Genomic DNA, 18,716 nt, shown 5'->3' on the forward strand with positions numbered 1-18,716 from the left:
CTAATAATAGGTGTTGGAACAATACTAACTTCAAAGCTTGTCTCATCTGTACAATCAGTATTAGGTGTTTGAGCAAAAATATAAACAGTTTGACTTTCAGCTATTTCACTTCCAACAGCAAGTACATCGCCTGTACCTTCAGGACCTGTGTAATAGTTATTGTTTTCACTTAATGCCGGAAGTACAAAAGAATCACACTCTGTAACATCTTCCATTACATCAGCAACAGGTACAGGGTGTATAGTAACAGTTACAGCCTCGGTAGTTTCACACTCAACCATAACACTAACCTCATAAACACCTGACTGTGTAGTATTGATACTTGCACCTGTATCCGGTAAATCAGCACCGTCTAATGTCCAGGTAAAAGTAGCGTCTGCAATATCAAAGTTAATTGGCTGTACTGTTAGAGTAGACGTTTCATTTTCACAAACATCAATTTCTCCTTCTAAAGTGAATTCTGGAGCGTTATTAGAAATCATAATATCAAACGATCCAATATGTAAACACTCACTTCCGTTTTCCTGAACTCTTACATAAATTGTTTCGTTTCCGGTTGCCTCAAACTCAACATCAAGATTATCATCTCCACCTGCAAGAGCTGCCTCTTCAGTGGCATAGAATGTTATAGTAAAGTTATCAGGATTACTTAAATCAGCAACAAAATCAGCAATTGCATCATTAAGGTTTACAGCAACTGTTCCCTCTTCTACACAAATACCAACATCAGATAGCTCCCCAAAAGTAACTTCTTCACCTAAACGAAGAGTAACATCACTTTCTTTAACGATAAGTTCACCATTACAGTTTGTATAAGTAGCACGTGCTGTAAGTGTTGTAGGATCTGTAACACAAACAGTAATATCTTTTTCATCACTAAAAGAAACCCCGTCTTGTAACCATTCAAATACAACATTTGTATCACCGTTAGGAGTAAATCTCCAAGCTTCTTCTGTAGCAGTCCAAGCTCCTGTATTTCTGTCTGTAGGAACATAAGCCTCAGTACCGTCTGCATTTTGAAGTCCAAGTACACCAACACCATTTTGCCATGATGTACATGGTACTCTGTTACCAACATAAACCTCAATTACGTTAGAGATTTCGTAAAGTACAATTTGTGTTGTTTGTGCACCAATGTTTGGATCGTCGTTACATGCACTACTAAACTGAGCTACCTCAGAGAAGTTAACTACAAGTGCACGACAAGGATAAGTACCCAGTACCTGATAGTTAATATCCGGGTTAGCTACATCATTATCCTGGTTAGGATCGATATCCTGATACACACCATAAATAGCATTAAGGATAGGGAATCCGGCATTTGGAATTGTTTGGCTAAACGAATAAGGACAATAACCTTCTGCATCAGATGTATCAAAAGAAACAACACCGTTAGATCCAACAATTACTTCAGAATATATGTCTCCAAAGAAACAGAATTCAAAAGGAAGCTCTACCACCGGAGACCAAACGTCATCTGTACCAACCGATACCGGAGTACCTCCGGTGAATGGGAATGGTGGAGCATATTCAATAGATTCTATTTCATAAGAAGTTGTTCCACCTGTAAGTAAGTAATTAGCACTTAAAGGCACACAGTTATCTTCATCTGAACAAACTATAAATTCACTTCCTGGCAATATAACTTCAAGTTCCGGATCAAATACCTCAACATTAGCACATCCAGGCGGATTGAATATTGAGAACAATTGCGGACCTGACCATATGCTTGAACTGTTTTCATCACAAATAGCTCTAACATAGAATTCATAATATTCACCTGATTGTATATCATTAGCTATGTATGAAGGATCATCAGTAACTATTACAGATGTTGTAGGCTCATCACCAGGGTTACCTGTTCCAGCAGTCTGAACTACAACTTCCCATTGTGTTTCAGAACCTGTTGGAGTCCATGAAAGGTTGATATAAGAAGCTCCCTGTACTGCTTCAGCTAATAAATCTGTTGGCTGAGGGCAGGTTACAACTTTAAACATTACATTATCAATAGCTGCCGGTGGCTGTACTTCAGTAAACGTATTATTTCTCCATTCAAACACTAATCTAACCGTTTGCCCGGCATAAGCAGAAGCATTAAAGATTTGTGTTTCTGTTGTCCATTCAGGATTCTGACTATATTCATCTCCTAATTGCTGACCATCTGCATTAGTTATTTGAGTACCCGGAGTTGGAATAAAAGTTACCGGTACTAACCATACCCTGAAATAATCATTTTCAGAAGTATCTCCTGCTGATTTCCAGTCAAATGAAAGTTGAACATCTGCTATAGTTGCAGGAACCTCAATATCTCTAAAGGCATGTACTGTAGAACCTTGGCTGGCAGTATAAGCATTAGTTATACCACCATCGTTTGTAATATACAGTGATGTATCAGGGCTGTTGCTTACAGCTGTACCCACAACCCAAACATTAGGCTGTCCAAGATTGCTTAAAGACCACTCTGAAACTTCAGTTTCAAAATCGTCTTCAAAGTCCATTTGCGCAGGAACCTGAGGCAAAATAAATACTGCCGGCCCTACCCAGAAGCTATAGTCATCTGTACCACAATTACTTCTTACCCATACATAATGTGTTGCGCCCGGAGTTAAGTCTGTAGCTGTCGCATTTGTATCCGTAACGTTTCCTGTAGGAGTAGTATCACCATCAGGAGTAGCCCCTGAAGTACTTACATAATAATCGTATGAAGAAGGAGCTGTTTCAGGTGCTTCCCATGCAATATCTGCCGTAGTTTGCGTTAAGTTGTCCGCAGTTACGTTATCCGGAGCCGGACATGTAATAAGTGATAAATTAACATTATCAACGGCAGCAGGAGGGTTTGTACCTGCACTACCATCGTTTCTCCATTCAAACACCAGTCGAATAGTTGTCCCTTCATAATCTGTAGCAGGTACAACAACGCCTTCAGACGTCCATGAAGTATTCTGATTATAATTGCCGCCTATCTGGTCGCCATTACCACCGTTAATCTGAGTACCAGTTACCGGACTAAAAGTAACCGGAACAATCCATACTCTTAAATAATCATAAATACTTTCTCCTTGTGCTTTCCAGTCAAAAGTAAGATATAATTCTTCTGCGCCTGCAGGAATTTCAATATCCCTATATGCATGAACTACAGATTCTGAATTATTTGTGTAAGAGTTAGTTACACCGCCATCATTAGTTATATAAAGAGAACTACCCGAACCATTACTTGTAGCAGTACCTACTATCCATTGGTTAGTTTGAGTACCGTTATTTAATGTCCAGTTAATTGTTCCTTCAAAGTCTTCGCTAAAATCAAGCTGAGCCGGAATTTGTAACGTGTTAATTGTTACAGGACCAACCCATAAACTTGTGCTTCCGCTACCACAGTTACTTCTTACCCAGAAGTGGTACATTGTAGACGGATTTAAATTGTTTAATGTTACATCTTCGGCAGATACGTTACCTGTAGGTGTTGTAGTATCATCCGGAGCTGTATTATCTTCACTTATATAGTAGTCAAACGTAGGTGTTACCGATGTAGGTGAATCCCAGTCGAAAGTAGCACCGTTTAAAGTTTCACTACCAGCAGTTAAGTTAGTTGGAATTGGACAATCAACAAACTCAAGGCTAACGTTATCTACAGCAGCCGGTGGATTTGTACCGCCACTAAAATCATTTCTCCACTCAAAAACAAGTCTCATTACCTGACCTGCATAAGCAGAAACATTAACATAATACTCTTCGGTAGTAAAGGTAGTATTCTGATTATGGTTACCCCCTATTTGTACACCGTTATTATTATTAATTAATGTTCCCGGGGTAGGGTTAAATGTAGCAGGTACTAACCATACTCTTAAATAATCATAAGTACTTTCACCATCTGCTCTCCAGTCAAAAGATAATGTTAATGCGTCTATAGTTGCAGGCATTTGAATATCTCTAAAAGCGTGAACTACAGTAGTAGTTGAGTTTGTATAGGCATTAGAAACACCATTATCATTAGTGATGTAAAGCGACTGAGTACCGCCGTTATTTACAGCGTTACCTATAATCCATTTATTTACAGAAGTACCATTACTTAATGTCCAGCCTGTTACTGTTTCAAAATCATCACTATAATCCAGGTTCCCCGGTATTTGTGTAGTTGTAAAAGCAAAAGGTCCTGCCCAGGCACTAAAAGTACCGTCGTTACAGTCTGCTCTTACATAGTATTCATAGTTAGTTGAAGGAGCAAACGGAGTACCATCTGTTTTTGCAGTAGCATCAAAGTTAGGATTTGTAGTTACTGTAGTACCGGCACCTGTAGGGATACCCGCGCCATTGTCCTGAATTACCACTTCCCATGATGTGGCAGCATTTGCATCCCATGAAAGATCTGCCGATGCGTCATCAATATTTGTTGCCGTTAAGTTTGTAGGCGGTGCACAGTTAACAACCTGTACTGTTAAAGTATATGGTGTTGATTGTGGTGCAGCATATGTAGATATTACAACATAGTATGTAGTACCCGCTGTAACATTTATTATTGGCATAGAAATAGGGTTCGTACCGTTACCGGTTCCCCCGGCAATACAGTTAACACCTATATCATCACAGCTTTCATAAACAAAAGCTCCTGCAAAGTTTCCTAAGTTAGTAGCATCAATACTAATTACACCATCTGTTGGTGCTGTATATGCATAAACAACATCGTCACCATTAAGGTAATCACTAGTTGTTCCACAGCCTGAAGCTCCCGGAGAACCACTGTAGTCATCTCCATATCCTGCTGTATTATCTGTAGTAGAGTATGGTAAAGAAGTAATCTCTATAGGCGCTGCACATGTTGCACCAAGCGCTACTGTACTAAAGTTAAGCGGATTTGTCCAGTCACTAACGTTTCCATCAGAATCACAAACCGAACGTACATAGGCTTTATAAACAGTACTTGATTCAAGCCCTGTTGCCTGATATGGCAATGTACCTGCATATGGTACACCAACACCTGTAGGCGCTTCATCAATAGGAACTATCTCTATTTCCCAAGCTGTAGCACCATTAGCATCCCAGTTAATCTCTACACTATCTAACCCTGGGTTAGTAAATGTTAGGTTAGTTGGACTCAAACATTGTTGTACAACACTTACGTTGTCTACCAGCCAGTGGTCACCTCCACCGCTGTTTCCTCCAGATCTTACAAAAGCAAGATAAACATCCTGCCCTACAACATTTGCAGGCAAGTTAACCGTTGTAAGTTGGTAATCACTAGCATCAATTTCCTCATCATTCCAATCTTCAAGCAAAGTATAATCTGCCAAAGATGACGGATCTGATGAAGTGGAAATCATCACTTTTAGAACCGTTTGCTGCCCTCCTGGCTGTATAGTCATGTTATAAAAACGCAACTGAGGGTTAGCCGGTACAGTAAACTGTGGTGTAACCAACCAGTCTTCCGGAGTACCCGAAGGCACACTTTGTGACGAACAGTAAGCAGCATAACTGCCTTCATAAGGGGGCTGAATAGGACTTCCTAATGGGCTTTGTACCCAAGTGGTAGTCGTACCAGTACCTACACCATTGTCATAAATTCCCCAATCTGTTGGGGGCCATGTCTCAAAACCTTCCATTGCCAACTGTCCAAAACTGGCAATAGAAAATAATGACATGAAAATCATGAAAGTAAATTTTCTCATAGAATTATGTTAGTTTTGGTAGAATTAAGAAATCAAAATTAAAAAAATATAACATTTTAGTAACTTTTTGTTTTCATTTAACGTTTTCATTAAATTATCCTCGATTTTTTTACAAAATCAACTTTCATATATTTTGTATTTTTGCACTCTTTAAATAACATTTATGCTGGAGAAAGAAGAAATTAAGTTTGAAAAAACTGTAATTGTTGGAATTATAACACAAAATCAGACCGAAGAAAAGCTATCTGAGTACCTTGATGAGTTAGAATTTTTAACATTTACAGCCGGTGGTGAGGTGATAAAGCGTTTTTCCCAAAAAATGGAGAAACCTAACCCTAAAACCTTTTTGGGTACCGGAAAAATGGATGAAATTCATCATTTCATTAAAGAAAATGATATTTCGACTGTAATTTTTGATGATGAATTATCACCTGCTCAACAAAAAAATATAACAAAGATTTTTGGCGAATGTAAGGTGCTTGACAGAACCAATCTTATACTCGATATTTTTGCCCAAAGAGCACAAACATCTTATGCCCGTACACAGGTAGAGTTAGCACAGTGTCAATACCTGTTACCAAGACTGTCGGGAATGTGGACCCACCTTGAAAGACAAAGGGGTGGTATTGGTATGCGTGGTCCCGGTGAAACGGAAATTGAGACCGACCGTCGTATTGTTAGGGACAGAATTGCCCTCTTAAAAGACAAGATCAAAACCATTGACAAACAAATGTCTGTACAGCGAAGCAATCGCGGAGCTTTAGTTAGAGTTGCTCTTGTAGGATATACCAACGTAGGTAAATCTACCCTTATGAATACCATAAGTAAAAGTGAGGTGTTTGTAGAGAACAAACTGTTTGCCACACTGGATACTACAGTAAGAAAGGTTGTTATTAAAAACCTTCCGTTCCTTTTGTCAGACACTGTTGGTTTTATCAGAAAACTGCCTACACAACTGGTAGAATCGTTTAAAAGTACGCTGGACGAAGTTCGTGAAGCCGACCTGCTTTTACATGTTGTAGATATTTCGCATCCTGACTTTGAAGATCACATCGCATCGGTTAACCAAATCTTACAGGACATTGACAGCATTGACAAGCCTACTATAATGGTTTTCAATAAAATTGATGCTTACAAGCCGATTGTTATTGATGAAGATGATTTGATGACAGAAAGGACATCTAAGCACTATAGCCTTGAAGAGTGGAAAGCTACCTGGATGAGCAATGTGGGAGAGAAAAATGCACTTTTCATCTCGGCAACTAACAAAGAAAATTTCGAAGAATTTAGGGAAAAAGTCTATGAAGCTGTTAGAGAAATACACATAACACGTTTTCCTTATAACAATTTCCTTTATCCTGATTATAAGGAAAATCATTCTGAGGAAAAAGAATAAAGAAAATCCGGCCTTTACAGCGCCGGATTTTTGTTTTTATACTAAGTTTTTCGCTAATTAAAATCCGTAATTAACTGCTACACCAAACACCTGACGTATCTGGAAACCTCTATAGGCGTTATCGTCATAAATTGTTTGAAACGACAGGTTAGTGGTTAAGTAACGGTTTATTTTCATTACTATGTTAAGCTGATAGTCCAAATCGACATTTTGAGGATCTTCAAGGTAGTTGGAATACAGGTTAAGTATGTTTTCAAACGATACGTTTTCCCATACCTCAACCTTATAGTAAGCCGACGCGTTGAAACCCAGTTCGTAGCGTATTGACTTACCCTCGTCCACACCAAAATAAGCAGCATCGGGCAGCGTAAAATTCTTATCTACAAAAGTAATTTTTGAAGTAGCCGGAGACAGGTTTATCTTAAAATTATCGTCTTTTTTATACAGCATACCCGGACCAAAAAGCAAGTAACCCGGAGACATAAAGTTTGTATATTCGTCTCTTATCTCTGCACCATTTTCATCGGTCCCGTATTTGTATCCTTTTGCAAACTGGGTTTTAAAGTTTAAAAAGGCAGAATAATACCATCTTTCGGTCGCCTGTTTACCCAGTACCGAATTAATTTCTATCTTATCATCGGTTTTTTTGATAAATGAGCTGTTTTTAGTTCTTACAAGACCGTAGGCGCCAATAAACTTATTATCCCACGTCCACGGGCCTTTTTTGTAGTTTATATCGTAGTTTATACCTACACTCCCCGATATGTTGTTTTCACCACCGGCAATCCAGTTGTCAAAAGTTGACTGGTTAAACAATAAGGATGCGTTCCCTTTTTTCGTCCATGGGCCAATGGTATCGTTATCGGCCGCCGCGGCATTTTGATCCTGTGCCTTAGCCGTTATAAAACCAAATAACGCTACTGCAAATAGTACTTTTTTCATAATAACTGTGTTGGGGTTTTACGCAAATATATGTAAATAGCAGTAAAACCGTACAGTTAATGAAAAGTTAAACCTTAGGTTTTTTGTATAAAGGTACTGATGAACAGGCCTCTCCAAACATAATACTCTTGGCTACAGGCATAAGTTTTTGCATGGCTAACATATAGGCTTCTTCGGGTACCGGTTTATGCGAGCACCCCTTAATGATTACAGGTTTCCCTTCATAAGGAGAATAGTCCAATCCGTTAAGGATGTCGTTATATATCTTCACATCAAGCTGATGTAGTTCTCCCTGCATTACACTTTTAGCAAAAGGCTGTAAGTATGAAGTAATAAGCATGTAGGCCCATGCGGGCACAATAGCGTCTTCACTACAGTATATTGCCACATACTTATCCTGATACTGTTCCCAGTTATGGTCTTTTAATGCCTCACGGAAATCTTTTTCCTTAAGCACCAGTCCCTGCCAAAGCCACTGGGTAATATCTATAGCTATTCGTTCTTCTTTCGGGTAATAATCTTCCAGGTCAAAAACCTGAAGGGCGCTGTTTGCCACCCTGTTTACTATTTCTTCTTGTTCCATTATATTTACATTAGAGGTTGTCATCCTGACGAAGGAAGGATCTCAAAATACAACCTGAGATTCTTCATTTCGTTTCCCTTCATTCAGAATGACAAACTGTGCTCAATGCAACTGATAAGTGAGCACTTTTTTAAAGCATACCAAGCTCCAGCTTAGCCTCTTCACTCATAAGGTCGCGTGTCCAGGGTGGATCGAAAGTAATCTCAACCTCAGCAGCTTTTACACCTTCAATTTTGGTAATCTTTTCTTCTACTTCCTGCGGAAGGCTTTCTGCCACAGGGCAGTTTGGCGATGTAAGTGTCATAAGTATTTTTACCTCATGATCTGTATTCACCATTACATCATATATCAGTCCCAGTTCGTAAATATCAACCGGAATTTCAGGGTCATAAATAGTTTTTAAAACCTTTACAATTTCTTCCCCCAGCTGTGCAGTATCAATTTGCTGTTCCATAGTATTTTAGTTTTTAGCCTGGAATGCCAGGGCATACATTTTAATCTGTTTAATCATAGAAACCAGTCCGTTTGCTCTGGTAGGCGATAAATGCTCCTTAAGTCCTATCTCATCGATAAAAGACATATCGGCCTCCAGTATATCGGCTGCTTTCTGGTTAGAGAATACCCTAATAAGTATGGCTATAATACCTTTAGTAAGTATGGCATCACTATCGGCAGTAAAAACAATATTATCGTCCTTTTGCTCCCCGTGAAGCCAAACCTTGCTCTGGCATCCTTTAATAATATTCTCTTCGGTTTTATATTGCTCATCAATCAGCGGAAGTGAGTTACCTAAATCAATTACATACTGGTAACGCTCTTCCCAATCATCAAACATTGAAAATTCGTCTACTATCTCTTCCTGAATCTCTCTGATATCCATTTTGTTTTATTTCTTTTTAAAATCAGATGCTGCCATAATTTTATCTACAACATCTTTTATTTCCTGTGGCGGATTACCGTGGTCAAAGCTTTTGCTCTGGTAGGTTTTATCTCCGCGTATTACTTTTAGGTTTGCTATTGGTGCTGCATCTACCTGATGCTTTACACTTGGAGCCTTAATTTCGTTAAGTCCTTCAAGGTTTACACCCTCAAGCGATTTTAAAAGGCTGTTCCACTCACCATTTTTAAGTCCGGCTGTAACAACATCCTTCAGATCTCTGTCTTTAATAGTAATAACCGTATCCTGCTTTACAATTACCTTTTTGTAACTGCCCCTGGTTATGGCTTCATACTCAAACGAAATCTTATCGCTTTCCTTTTTAAGTGCCGATGCACATCCTACGGCAAAAAGCGCCAATAGTACAATTGCTGCAAACTTTTTCATACAATACTTTTTATGGTAAAAGTAGGTATTTTAAAATTTAACCCAACATTGTTTGCGCTTTCTTAACAGCGGTAACAAGAGCATCTATTTCTTCTTTGGTATTGTAAAAAGCAAACGAAGCTCTTACGGTTCCCGGTATTTTAAAGAAATCCATAACCGGTTGTGTACAATGGTGACCGGTTCTCACGGCAATACCCATTTTATCTACAATAGCACCAATATCATATGGGTGAATGTTACCCACATTAAACGATATTACCGATGTTTTTTCGTTAGCCGTACCAATAATTTTAAGACCTTCAATTTCCAGTAGCTTTTCGGTACCATAAACCAGTAGTTCATGCTCATAAGCTGCTATGTTATCAAGCCCTATTGAGTTAAGGTAATCTATAGCCGTGCCCAGTACAATACCTCCTTCAATATTTGGTGTACCTGCTTCAAATTTATGAGGTAAATCGGCATAGGTAGTTTTTTCAAAGCTTACCTCTTTTATCATTTCACCACCACCCTGGTAAGGAGGCAGTTTATTAAGCCATTCTTCTTTACCATACAGTATACCGCTACCTGTTGGACCACATGCTTTATGACCTGATAAAGCATAAAAATCACAATCAAGCTCCTGTACGTCAATTTTTAAGTGCGGTGCCGCCTGAGCTCCGTCAATAAGTACCGCTGCGCCTACAGCATGTGCCTTATCAATAATGTGTTTTACCGGGTTAATGGTTCCCAGTGAGTTACTAATGTGGTTAACGGCAACCAGTTTGGTTTTATCTGAAAGGCGTTTTTCAAACTCCTCAATGATAAGTTCACCGTTTTCATTCATCGGGATAACAACCAGCTTACCTCCTACTCTTTCACAAAGCATTTGCCACGGCACTATATTACTGTGGTGTTCCATTGCCGATACCATTACCTCATCGCCAGCCTTTACAAATGCCGCAAAACCGTTTGCCACAAGGTTAATACCATGTGTAGTACCTGCTGTAAACAGCACTTCGTAGCTATTTTTGGCATTAATGTGTTTTTGGATTTTTTGCCTTGAAATCTCGTAGGCATCGGTTGCCAACTGGCTAAGGGTATGTACACCCCTGTGTATATTGGAGTTTATCTCTCCATAGTATTTTGAAATTGCATCTATAACCACCTGCGGTTTTTGTGATGTTGCGGCATTATCAAAATATACCAGCGGTTTACCGTTTACGGTTTGGTTAAGTATCGGGAAATCAGCCCTTACAGCTTTTATATCAAACATTTTTCTTCTCCTCTATTTTTTGCCAACTAATGGCTTTACAACAAATTGGGTACAAATTTACGTCTTGTTTCTGTAATAACAGAATAAATGACACAGTTTTAAAATATCACTTAATAGATTTTAGCTATCAAACTGCGACTTACGTAAACTTACCGTGAAGCTATTTTATTTTAACATTCTTATTTTTTTTCATTCTAAATAAAAATAATACATTTGCTTTAATTTAGATTCATTAAAAACAATATCATTATACAAATGAAAAAAATAAGCCTTCTAACTTTACTTACAATCGCTTTATTTACAGATACTTCATGTAAAAAAGATACCAATAATAACAAAGAAACGACAACAGAACAGGAAGCTGAAACTCCTGTAGAAGGTCAGCGTATTGTATCGCTAAACGGAGCCGTAACCGAAATAATAGCTGCCCTGGGTCATGAAAGTGAACTGGTTGGTGTAGATGTTACCAGTGCCTACCCGGAGTCGGTTAAAACTACTGCTAAGGATTTAGGACATGTTAGAAGCCTTTCGGTAGAAACCATAATGGAACTGCAACCTACCCTGATACTGGGAACTAGTACAGACATTAGCCCTGAACTGGCAGAAAAACTAAAAGCTGCCGGTATAGAAACACAAATTTATACTCAGGAAATAAGCCCGGAAGGAACTAAGAAACTAATTGAAGAAGTGGCAAACACACTTCACAACGATAACTATAAATCCCTGCAGGATAAAATAGATACAGATCTTGCCAAAGTACAGCATTTAGAAAACAAGCCAAAAGTATTATTCATTTATGCCCGTGGTGCCAACATGTTAATGGTAAGCGGAACTAATACTCCTGTAGATAAAGTAATTACACTTGCAGGTGCTGCTAATGCCGTTACCGGATTTGAAGAGTACAAACCCCTAACTCCTGAAGCCCTTTTACAAGGGAATCCGGATGTTATATTAATGTTTGATTCAGGCGTTGGTAGCCTTGGTGGTCCACAGGGTGTATTTAAAATACCGGGTGTAGACAAAACCAATGCCGGTAAAAACAAAAAGATAATCATAATGGACGGTGCTCTTTTAAGTGGTTTCGGACCACGTCTTGGAGAAGCAGCAGTACAATTAAACAGTCAGCTGGCCGAAAATGCAAAATAAGCTCTCGTTATATATTACCTCCGGAATACTACTGCTGGTTACACTGGCAGTAGTTTCCCTTTATATGGGAGTATATGCCTTTGAAAAACACTCGGTGGCAGAGTTATTTTCGGGCATACTGTCGGGAGACAGTTCAATATCACAAAGCGACCGCTTTGTACTTTTAAACCTTCGTTTGCCACGCATTACCATGGCAGTGCTTATAGGCAGTGCTTTAGCAGTATCGGGCACCTGCTTACAGGGTATGTTTAAAAACCCTCTTGCCACACCCGATCTTATCGGGATAACATCGGGTGCATCTTTATTTGCTGCACTTACCATAGTATTAGGAAGTTCATTTAAACAATATATCCCCGAAGTTTTCCATTTCTCACTGCTTAGCATAATGGCCTTTATCGGCGCACTGCTAACCATGATATTGGTATACCGTATTTCTACATCAAACGGTAAGACTAACGTGGTTGTTATGCTGCTTTGCGGAGTGGCATTTACTGCACTTGGGTTTGCCATAACCGGTTTCCTTATCTACATCTCAAAAGAAGAGCAGCTAAGGGATCTTACCTTTTGGAATCTGGGGAGCCTTGCAGGAGCAACCTGGACCAAAAACCTCATTTTAGCCGTAATCGTACTGGTTTCCTATGTTTTCCTTATCAATAAAGGGAAAGCGCTTAATGCCATGATGCTTGGCGAACGTGATGCACAGCATTTGGGAATTCCGGTAGAGAAAATAAAAAAGCAAATAGTGTTGTTAACAGCGCTGATGGTAGGTACCTCTGTAGCCTTTGCCGGAACCATAGGCTTTGTAGGCCTTATAGTTCCTTATATTTTAAGACTACTGTTTAAATCCAACTATAATGTAATATTGCCCCTGTCTGCCGTGATGGGCGGAATACTCCTCCTTACGGCAGATACCATCAGCCGAACCATAGCACAGCCTTCAGAAGTGCCTATAGGTATACTTACTGCCTTTATGGGTGCCCCTATTTTTATAGTAATACTAATAAGAAACCGAAAATCAATGTAATATGCTGGAAGCCTACAAAATATCCTATTCGCATAAAAAGCATGCTATACTGCACAACATAGATATATCGGTTAACTATGGTGAACTCTTAGTAATAGTAGGGCCTAACGGTGCCGGAAAATCGACCTTGCTAAGTTTATTAGCAAACGAAACAGGAAAGAACGGAGAACCAATTTTCTTTAAAAAAAGAACTTTTGAAGAATGGGAACAAATGGAACTGGCACATAACAAAGCTAAGTTTTCACAAAACAACAGTCATGACATTCCGCTGGCGTGCAAAGATGTTGTGATGATGGGGCGTTATCCTTATTTTAACGCCAACCCAAATCAAAAAGACCATGAGGCGGCAATCAAAGCCATGGAAGAGACCGATGTGGCACATTTGGAAAGTCGTGATTACAATTCGCTTTCGGGCGGAGAAAAACAGCGTGTACATCTGGCACGTGTACTTACCCAACTTGACAACGAGGTGTTGAATAAGCTAGTTTTTTTAGACGAGCCACTTAATAACCTTGATGTACTGCACCAGCATAGGATACTGCACACCATTAAAAACTTTACTAAAAAGGGCAATACCGCAGTAATGGTATTGCACGACCTTAATCTTGCCGCTCAGTTTGCCGACAGGATAATGCTTTTGAAAAAAGGACAGGTAGTGGCACACAACACACCGGAGAAAGTGTTTACACCCGAGATAATAAGCAAAGTGTATAATTTTCCCTGTACGGTTTGCCCTAATCCTGTTAATAATAACCCGTTAATAATTTTTGGAACATAATAATAAATACCCGAATTATGGATACTATAACCAATAACCTTAAATCGCAGTGGGATGCCCTTAAGGCCGAAAACCCACATTTGAGAATACGTAATGCTGCCGAAAAACTTGGTGTAAGCGAAGCTGAGCTTTTAGCTACACAAACCGGAGAAACGGTAACCCGACTTAAGCCTGAATTTGCTGCTATACTTACAGAAATTGAAAAGCTTGGTAAAGTAATGGCACTAACCCGCAATGACGAGTGTGTACACGAAAGAAAAGGTGTTTACCTTAACCCAGATTTCAGTAGCCCGTTTGCAGGTCTTTTTGTTGGTGAGGATATCGATTTACGTATTTTCCTTGCTCATTGGGACAAGGCTTTTGCCGTAAGCGAAAAATCAGAGCACGGAGATCGTAAAAGTCTGCAGTTTTTTGGTAAAGACGGTTTAGCTATCCATAAAATATACCTGACTAAAGACAGCAACGAAGCCGCTTTTGATGAACTCGTTACAAAATACACATCAGACAACCAAGGTACAGAAGAGCCTACAGTAGCGGTTGCATTAAACATTGACGAGAAACCGGATACTGAAATAGACGTAAAAGGCTTTCAGGAAGCTTGGGAGAACCTAAAAGACACCCACGCGTTCTTTGGTATGCTTAAAAAGTTTGTCGTTACCAGAACGCAGGCATTGCGTTTAGCTCCAAATGAGAACTTTGCTAAGAAGATTGAAAAAGAAGCTGTGGTAAAAATGCTGGAAGGTGCTGCAGAAACAAAAACCCCTATTATGTGCTTTGTAGGTAACAGAGGGAATATCCAGATACATACCGGACTGGTAAGAAAAACCATGTGGCACAACAACTGGTTTAATGTAATGGATCCTGATTTTAACCTACACCTTGATATGGATAAAATTGCCCAAACCTGGATTGTTAGAAAACCAACCGAAGACGGTATGGTAACTGCCATTGAGGTATACAACGAACTGGGAGAAATTATCGTTCAGTTTTTTGGAAAAAGAAAACCGGGCATACCTGAACTTGAAGAGTGGCGAGAACTTGTCGCTTCGTTATAATTCGTGTTATCTTTAAATTGTGAACCCCGCTTATGCGGGGTTTTTTATTGGCCAATATTTACCTTATAAACAGAAAAAATCCCGACCGGTAACTATGAAATCCGGTCGGGATGCAGTAAAAACAAAAACTAACTTAACTACTGCTTTTTTTAGCTATGAATATTAAAATGATCCTATTGTAATTGCTTACAGAAGCTGGTATTGAAACAAAGGAAACCCTCTGTGACCTTCTGTATCAAGCATTGAAATAAATTTAATTTTAAATAAGTTTCCTTCACTGTCTTTAAGTACAAAGAAAACATCATCATAAAGCTGTACAGGTGTTACATTTCTCCATTCGGAACCTATAGCCCTTTGATCATCGCTAAATTCTGAAGGTACAACATCAAGAGCTGTAAAGGCGTCAAAAGTATCCTGTCCTCCTTCAACTTTATAAGCCGTAACACCTGCAAGCGTATTAATAACTATAAAATCAGAGTAGAAATAGGCTCCTGAAGAAATATCTCCCTGAAATACTTCGTTTGTAAACGTAGTGAAATTCATATCCCAACTGTCCTTTTGCGGTTGAACCTGAACAACTTCTCCGTTTCCTAAGTTAAAATAAACATGATTATACTGTGAATTTTTGCTTATAGTTACTTCTTCAAAATCTACTGAAGCTAAATCGGCAAATTGTATTTTATAATCAGATCCATCAACCCAAATCTTAACTTTTTTCCATCCTCTTGGGTCTCCTGCAACATTTGAAGAACCGGCAGCAGGTTCTGTAGTTGGTACTTCACTTCCTCGGTTTACTAAAAACACTTTAGCTTCTGCCTCGCTGGTTGCAAGTTCTCCAAAAGCAGTACCAAAAGTCTCCCCCTGGGGGTTATCAACATAAGCCATGTTAGCAGAGTCAAAAGTACCTACAGCTACACTAATATCTTCTTCAACTGTTTCGGTAATATCAGTTGTCTCAAGTTGTTTGGCAGCCATTCGTACTGCACCATTAATAATTATCCTGAACTCGCTACCAGAATAAAAACCTAAGTCCCAGCTATCTCTTATAACAGGTGAAGCACTAGTACCGCTAAGGTCAACATATACCTGATTAGGCTCTGTAGCCCCTCCTACTTCAAGCGGATTAGTTTCACCCCCAAATGTTATAAGTTCATTATTTACCGGATCGGTTATTACCGGATCATTATTGTTATCGTCGCTGCTACAGCTCGCTAAAAACAGAGCTACAACCGGAAAGAGAAATAACTTTTTCATATGTATGATTGTATAAATAATTATAGATTAATATTATAAGTTAGCTTTAGGAAAAAGGATCTTCCATAACCTAAAAGGTTATTGGTTGATCCTGTAGTATGGGCATCTGAAGCGCCTATGTTTGAACGCACATTTACAATATTGAGTAAATTTCTGGCGCCTAATGTTACATCAAATGCCTTATCAAAAAAGGTTTTCTTTACAGATGCATCCAGTAATCCAAAACTTTCAAGTTCCTGTAAAACATAAATAACATCACCACTTGAAGCATCTGTACTTTCTATATACTGTTGTTGTTTTCCGTTAAGTTTATAGAAAGCAGAGAATGTTGTTTTCCATTTTGGAACAGTATAGGCCAGATTAGCGTTAAACTGGTAATTGGTTAAGAATTTATCATCTGAAACAGCTAATCCGTTGTCTATTTTTCTTGATATTCCTGCAATGGTAAATCCTACTTTTGCCGATAAATTTTTATATCCTACCTGATGACCGGTAGATACATTCCACATTTGATACTTACTTATGTTAATGTATTTTGACTCTAACATAGGTGTTGTTTGTACCACTGCCAGTTCTATCCTGTCATTAACCGCCATATAGGCAAAATTGATATTGTTTGACAGTTTAAGCCCTGAGTCGAAAAAACTCATTTTTTTAATGCTGGCTTCAGCCGAGTTACTTGTTTCAGGTATAAGTTGCTCGTTACCCTGTACATTATGGTTTGCATCTACAAAATAAGTGTACAGTTCGTCGTAATTAGGAGTTCTGTATGACCTTCCGTATGATGCCCTTGCCTCAATATTATGATTAAACAGATACCTCATACCAAATGAGCCTGCCCATTGGTCATCAAACTTTGACTGGAAAGAGTAACGGTAGCCCGGCCTGATTGAGAACCTGTCTGACAGACTAATCTCTGCTACACCAAAAAAATCATAGTTTTCAAGCCTTCTGTCTGTATTCTGTGAATTTTCTGTAGGATTAAACAAACCTGTAACCGAAGAGCTGTAACCGTTTGTATTTACAAACTCATACCCAAACTGTAGGTCAAACTTTTTCTCTTTAAAGAAGTTTGACAGCGTACCGGTAGAATATATTACATCGGTTTCCTGATATGGTTTTGTTTCGTTGTTTGCTTCCTCTCCCGTTTGTATGTAATATTTAAACTGTTCGAGCTCTCTCTGCTGCGTTTGGTATGACAATGATACATTATAGTCTAAAGTGGAGAAAAGCTTTCCTACGCCGTTTAAATGATGATAAAACTTATCTGTATAATATCTCCTGTCTGTACTTATTCTCATCACACTATTTGCTTGTTCTGAAAACTCATTTGACACAATGGGATTATAATAATCAATATCCTCATTTAGGTATTCAAACCTGTAAAACAAACGCATGCCGTTTTTTTGATAACGAATAAGGGCATTGGTAAAAAACTGTTCCTTAGGAAGCCAGCTATAGCCCCTCTGATATTCAATATCACTCGTGTTTTCAGTAAAGTCCTTTCCTCCCCTGTTATCTTTAAAACCCTGAAAATCGTTTCTGTTAGCTCCTATAGAAAAAAACCAGTTATCATTAATCTCATGTGCTGCACGTAAAGCCTGTATATGTCTTCCTTCTTTACCTAAAGGCTCATATTCATTGCCTATGGTCTCTTCCTGCACCGTTGCGGTGATATCCCATTTGTTTTTGGTAGATTTTTTTGTGATTATATTAATCACTCCACTAACTGCATTAGCACCATGGGTAACCCCCATTGAACCTTCAATTATTTCAAGCTGCTCCACATCGTCAAGGTTAATTTGGGTAAGATCTACATTGTTACCCAGCCCTGTATCACTAACCATAGGTACATTGTCTACTAATATTTTGAAATACTGACCGTCAAGCCCAAACATACTAACAGAAGATCTCCCATCACTACTGTTAGGTCTTACCACAATATTGAGATACTGGTTTAAAACATCGCCAAGGTTATTAGCTGCCTGTCTTTGTATATCCTCTTTAGAGATAACCCTGACATTAAATACTGATTTTTTTATGGATTGAGGTTCAATTTGGCCTGTTACAATAACTTCATCGAGCTTTGTATTCTTTGTAGAATCAATTACGTGCTCTTGAGCAAATAGACTTATGCTTAACGAAAAAGCTATTGGTGTAAATAATTTTGTAATGCGCTGCATTATTAAACTTAAATTAGATTAATTCTAAATTGCAAATCTACTCAGGCGCTATCACATATCCAAATTATTTTTATTAATTCTAAATAAAAGAAAAGCAGCGCCAACAGCGCTGCTTTTTT

At 38.7% G+C, this 18,716-nt stretch carries 14 protein-coding genes; 5 read left to right on the forward strand and 9 right to left on the reverse strand.

Annotated elements, in window-relative coordinates; translation table 11 throughout:
* Positions 1 to 5,660, reverse strand: a 5,660-nt coding sequence (locus tag GN157_RS15790) for a fibronectin type III domain-containing protein (RefSeq protein ID WP_157484463.1), incomplete at its 3' end; no start/stop codon positions are given.
* A 163-nt stretch (positions 5,661 to 5,823) separates the two neighbouring features.
* On the opposite strand from GN157_RS15790, the gene hflX reads away from it, so the two are divergent.
* Positions 5,824 to 7,056 (forward strand): GTPase HflX, encoded by a 1,233-nt coding sequence (gene hflX / locus GN157_RS15795; protein WP_157484464.1) that lies wholly within the window; start codon positions 5,824 to 5,826, stop codon positions 7,054 to 7,056.
* A 57-nt stretch (positions 7,057 to 7,113) separates the two neighbouring features.
* Here hflX and GN157_RS15800 read toward each other — a convergent pair whose 3' ends face one another.
* The 6 genes from GN157_RS15800 to GN157_RS15825 form a co-directional block, all read right to left on the reverse strand.
* Complete coding sequence (locus tag GN157_RS15800; protein WP_157484465.1) at positions 7,114 to 7,998, reverse strand: DUF3078 domain-containing protein; 885 nt, start codon at positions 7,996 to 7,998, stop codon at positions 7,114 to 7,116.
* 67 nt (positions 7,999 to 8,065) lie between these two features.
* Complete coding sequence (locus GN157_RS15805; RefSeq protein WP_197429478.1) at positions 8,066 to 8,581, reverse strand: DUF2480 family protein; 516 nt, start codon at positions 8,579 to 8,581, stop codon at positions 8,066 to 8,068.
* Positions 8,582 to 8,711: 130 nt separating this feature from the next.
* Positions 8,712 to 9,035 (reverse strand): SUF system Fe-S cluster assembly protein, encoded by a 324-nt coding sequence (locus GN157_RS15810; RefSeq protein WP_035131788.1) that lies wholly within the window; start codon positions 9,033 to 9,035, stop codon positions 8,712 to 8,714.
* Between the two features lie 6 nt (positions 9,036 to 9,041).
* Entirely contained in the window at positions 9,042 to 9,461 is a 420-nt protein-coding gene (locus GN157_RS15815) for a SufE family protein (RefSeq protein WP_157484467.1), read from the reverse strand.
* Between the two features lie 6 nt (positions 9,462 to 9,467).
* On the reverse strand, positions 9,468 to 9,905 hold the full coding sequence (locus tag GN157_RS15820; RefSeq protein WP_157484468.1) for a hypothetical protein: 438 nt from the start codon (positions 9,903 to 9,905) through the stop codon (positions 9,468 to 9,470).
* Positions 9,906 to 9,942: 37 nt separating this feature from the next.
* The gene (locus GN157_RS15825) at positions 9,943 to 11,157 is read right to left on the reverse strand and encodes an aminotransferase class V-fold PLP-dependent enzyme (protein WP_157484469.1); all 1,215 of its coding nucleotides are present in this window, start codon (positions 11,155 to 11,157) and stop codon (positions 9,943 to 9,945) included.
* Positions 11,158 to 11,412: 255 nt separating this feature from the next.
* Here GN157_RS15825 and GN157_RS15830 point away from each other — a divergent pair, with 255 nt between their 5' ends.
* From GN157_RS15830 to GN157_RS15845, 4 genes are read left to right on the forward strand one after another with little or no spacing between them, the layout of a single operon-like run.
* Positions 11,413 to 12,303 carry a heme/hemin ABC transporter substrate-binding protein gene (locus GN157_RS15830; RefSeq protein WP_157484470.1) on the forward strand — a complete coding sequence of 297 codons (891 nt, stop codon included), beginning with the start codon at positions 11,413 to 11,415 and terminating at the stop codon, positions 12,301 to 12,303.
* On the forward strand, positions 12,293 to 13,327 hold the full coding sequence (locus tag GN157_RS15835; protein ID WP_157484471.1) for a FecCD family ABC transporter permease: 1,035 nt from the start codon (positions 12,293 to 12,295) through the stop codon (positions 13,325 to 13,327). Before GN157_RS15830 ends, GN157_RS15835 begins: the two co-directional genes overlap by 11 nt.
* A gap of 1 nt (position 13,328) precedes the next feature.
* Positions 13,329 to 14,105 (forward strand): heme ABC transporter ATP-binding protein, encoded by a 777-nt coding sequence (locus GN157_RS15840; protein ID WP_157484472.1) that lies wholly within the window; start codon positions 13,329 to 13,331, stop codon positions 14,103 to 14,105.
* Between the two features lie 17 nt (positions 14,106 to 14,122).
* Positions 14,123 to 15,160 carry a hemin-degrading factor gene (locus GN157_RS15845; protein ID WP_157484473.1) on the forward strand — a complete coding sequence of 346 codons (1,038 nt, stop codon included), beginning with the start codon at positions 14,123 to 14,125 and terminating at the stop codon, positions 15,158 to 15,160.
* 186 nt (positions 15,161 to 15,346) lie between these two features.
* Here the strand turns inward: GN157_RS15845 and GN157_RS15850 are convergent, their stop codons facing one another.
* Both GN157_RS15850 and GN157_RS15855 read right to left on the reverse strand, forming a co-directional pair.
* Positions 15,347 to 16,414 (reverse strand): HmuY family protein, encoded by a 1,068-nt coding sequence (locus tag GN157_RS15850; protein ID WP_157484474.1) that lies wholly within the window; start codon positions 16,412 to 16,414, stop codon positions 15,347 to 15,349.
* A 20-nt stretch (positions 16,415 to 16,434) separates the two neighbouring features.
* A complete protein-coding gene (locus tag GN157_RS15855) occupies positions 16,435 to 18,597 on the reverse strand; it encodes a TonB-dependent receptor plug domain-containing protein (protein WP_157484475.1) in 2,163 nt (720 codons plus the stop codon).
* Positions 18,598 to 18,716 lie beyond the last annotated feature (119 nt).

The organism is Flavobacterium rakeshii, assembly GCF_009741375.1.
Lineage (GTDB): Bacteria > Bacteroidota > Bacteroidia > Flavobacteriales > Flavobacteriaceae > Flavobacterium > Flavobacterium rakeshii.

What these genes read in the sequence shown, in the direction of transcription:
- hflX (WP_157484464.1), top strand. Translation starts at nt 5,824, where the DNA reads ATGCTGGAGAAAGAAGAAATTAAGTTTGAAAAAACTGTAATTGTTGGA.
- GN157_RS15800 (WP_157484465.1), bottom strand. Translation starts at nt 7,998, where the DNA reads ATGAAAAAAGTACTATTTGCAGTAGCGTTATTTGGTTTTATAACGGCT.
- GN157_RS15805 (WP_197429478.1), bottom strand. Translation starts at nt 8,581, where the DNA reads ATGGAACAAGAAGAAATAGTAAACAGGGTGGCAAACAGCGCCCTTCAG.
- GN157_RS15810 (WP_035131788.1), bottom strand. Translation starts at nt 9,035, where the DNA reads ATGGAACAGCAAATTGATACTGCACAGCTGGGGGAAGAAATTGTAAAG.
- GN157_RS15815 (WP_157484467.1), bottom strand. Translation starts at nt 9,461, where the DNA reads ATGGATATCAGAGAGATTCAGGAAGAGATAGTAGACGAATTTTCAATG.
- GN157_RS15820 (WP_157484468.1), bottom strand. Translation starts at nt 9,905, where the DNA reads ATGAAAAAGTTTGCAGCAATTGTACTATTGGCGCTTTTTGCCGTAGGA.
- GN157_RS15825 (WP_157484469.1), bottom strand. Translation starts at nt 11,157, where the DNA reads ATGTTTGATATAAAAGCTGTAAGGGCTGATTTCCCGATACTTAACCAA.
- GN157_RS15830 (WP_157484470.1), top strand. Translation starts at nt 11,413, where the DNA reads ATGAAAAAAATAAGCCTTCTAACTTTACTTACAATCGCTTTATTTACA.
- GN157_RS15835 (WP_157484471.1), top strand. Translation starts at nt 12,293, where the DNA reads ATGCAAAATAAGCTCTCGTTATATATTACCTCCGGAATACTACTGCTG.
- GN157_RS15840 (WP_157484472.1), top strand. Translation starts at nt 13,329, where the DNA reads ATGCTGGAAGCCTACAAAATATCCTATTCGCATAAAAAGCATGCTATA.
- GN157_RS15845 (WP_157484473.1), top strand. Translation starts at nt 14,123, where the DNA reads ATGGATACTATAACCAATAACCTTAAATCGCAGTGGGATGCCCTTAAG.
- GN157_RS15850 (WP_157484474.1), bottom strand. Translation starts at nt 16,414, where the DNA reads ATGAAAAAGTTATTTCTCTTTCCGGTTGTAGCTCTGTTTTTAGCGAGC.
- GN157_RS15855 (WP_157484475.1), bottom strand. Translation starts at nt 18,597, where the DNA reads ATGCAGCGCATTACAAAATTATTTACACCAATAGCTTTTTCGTTAAGC.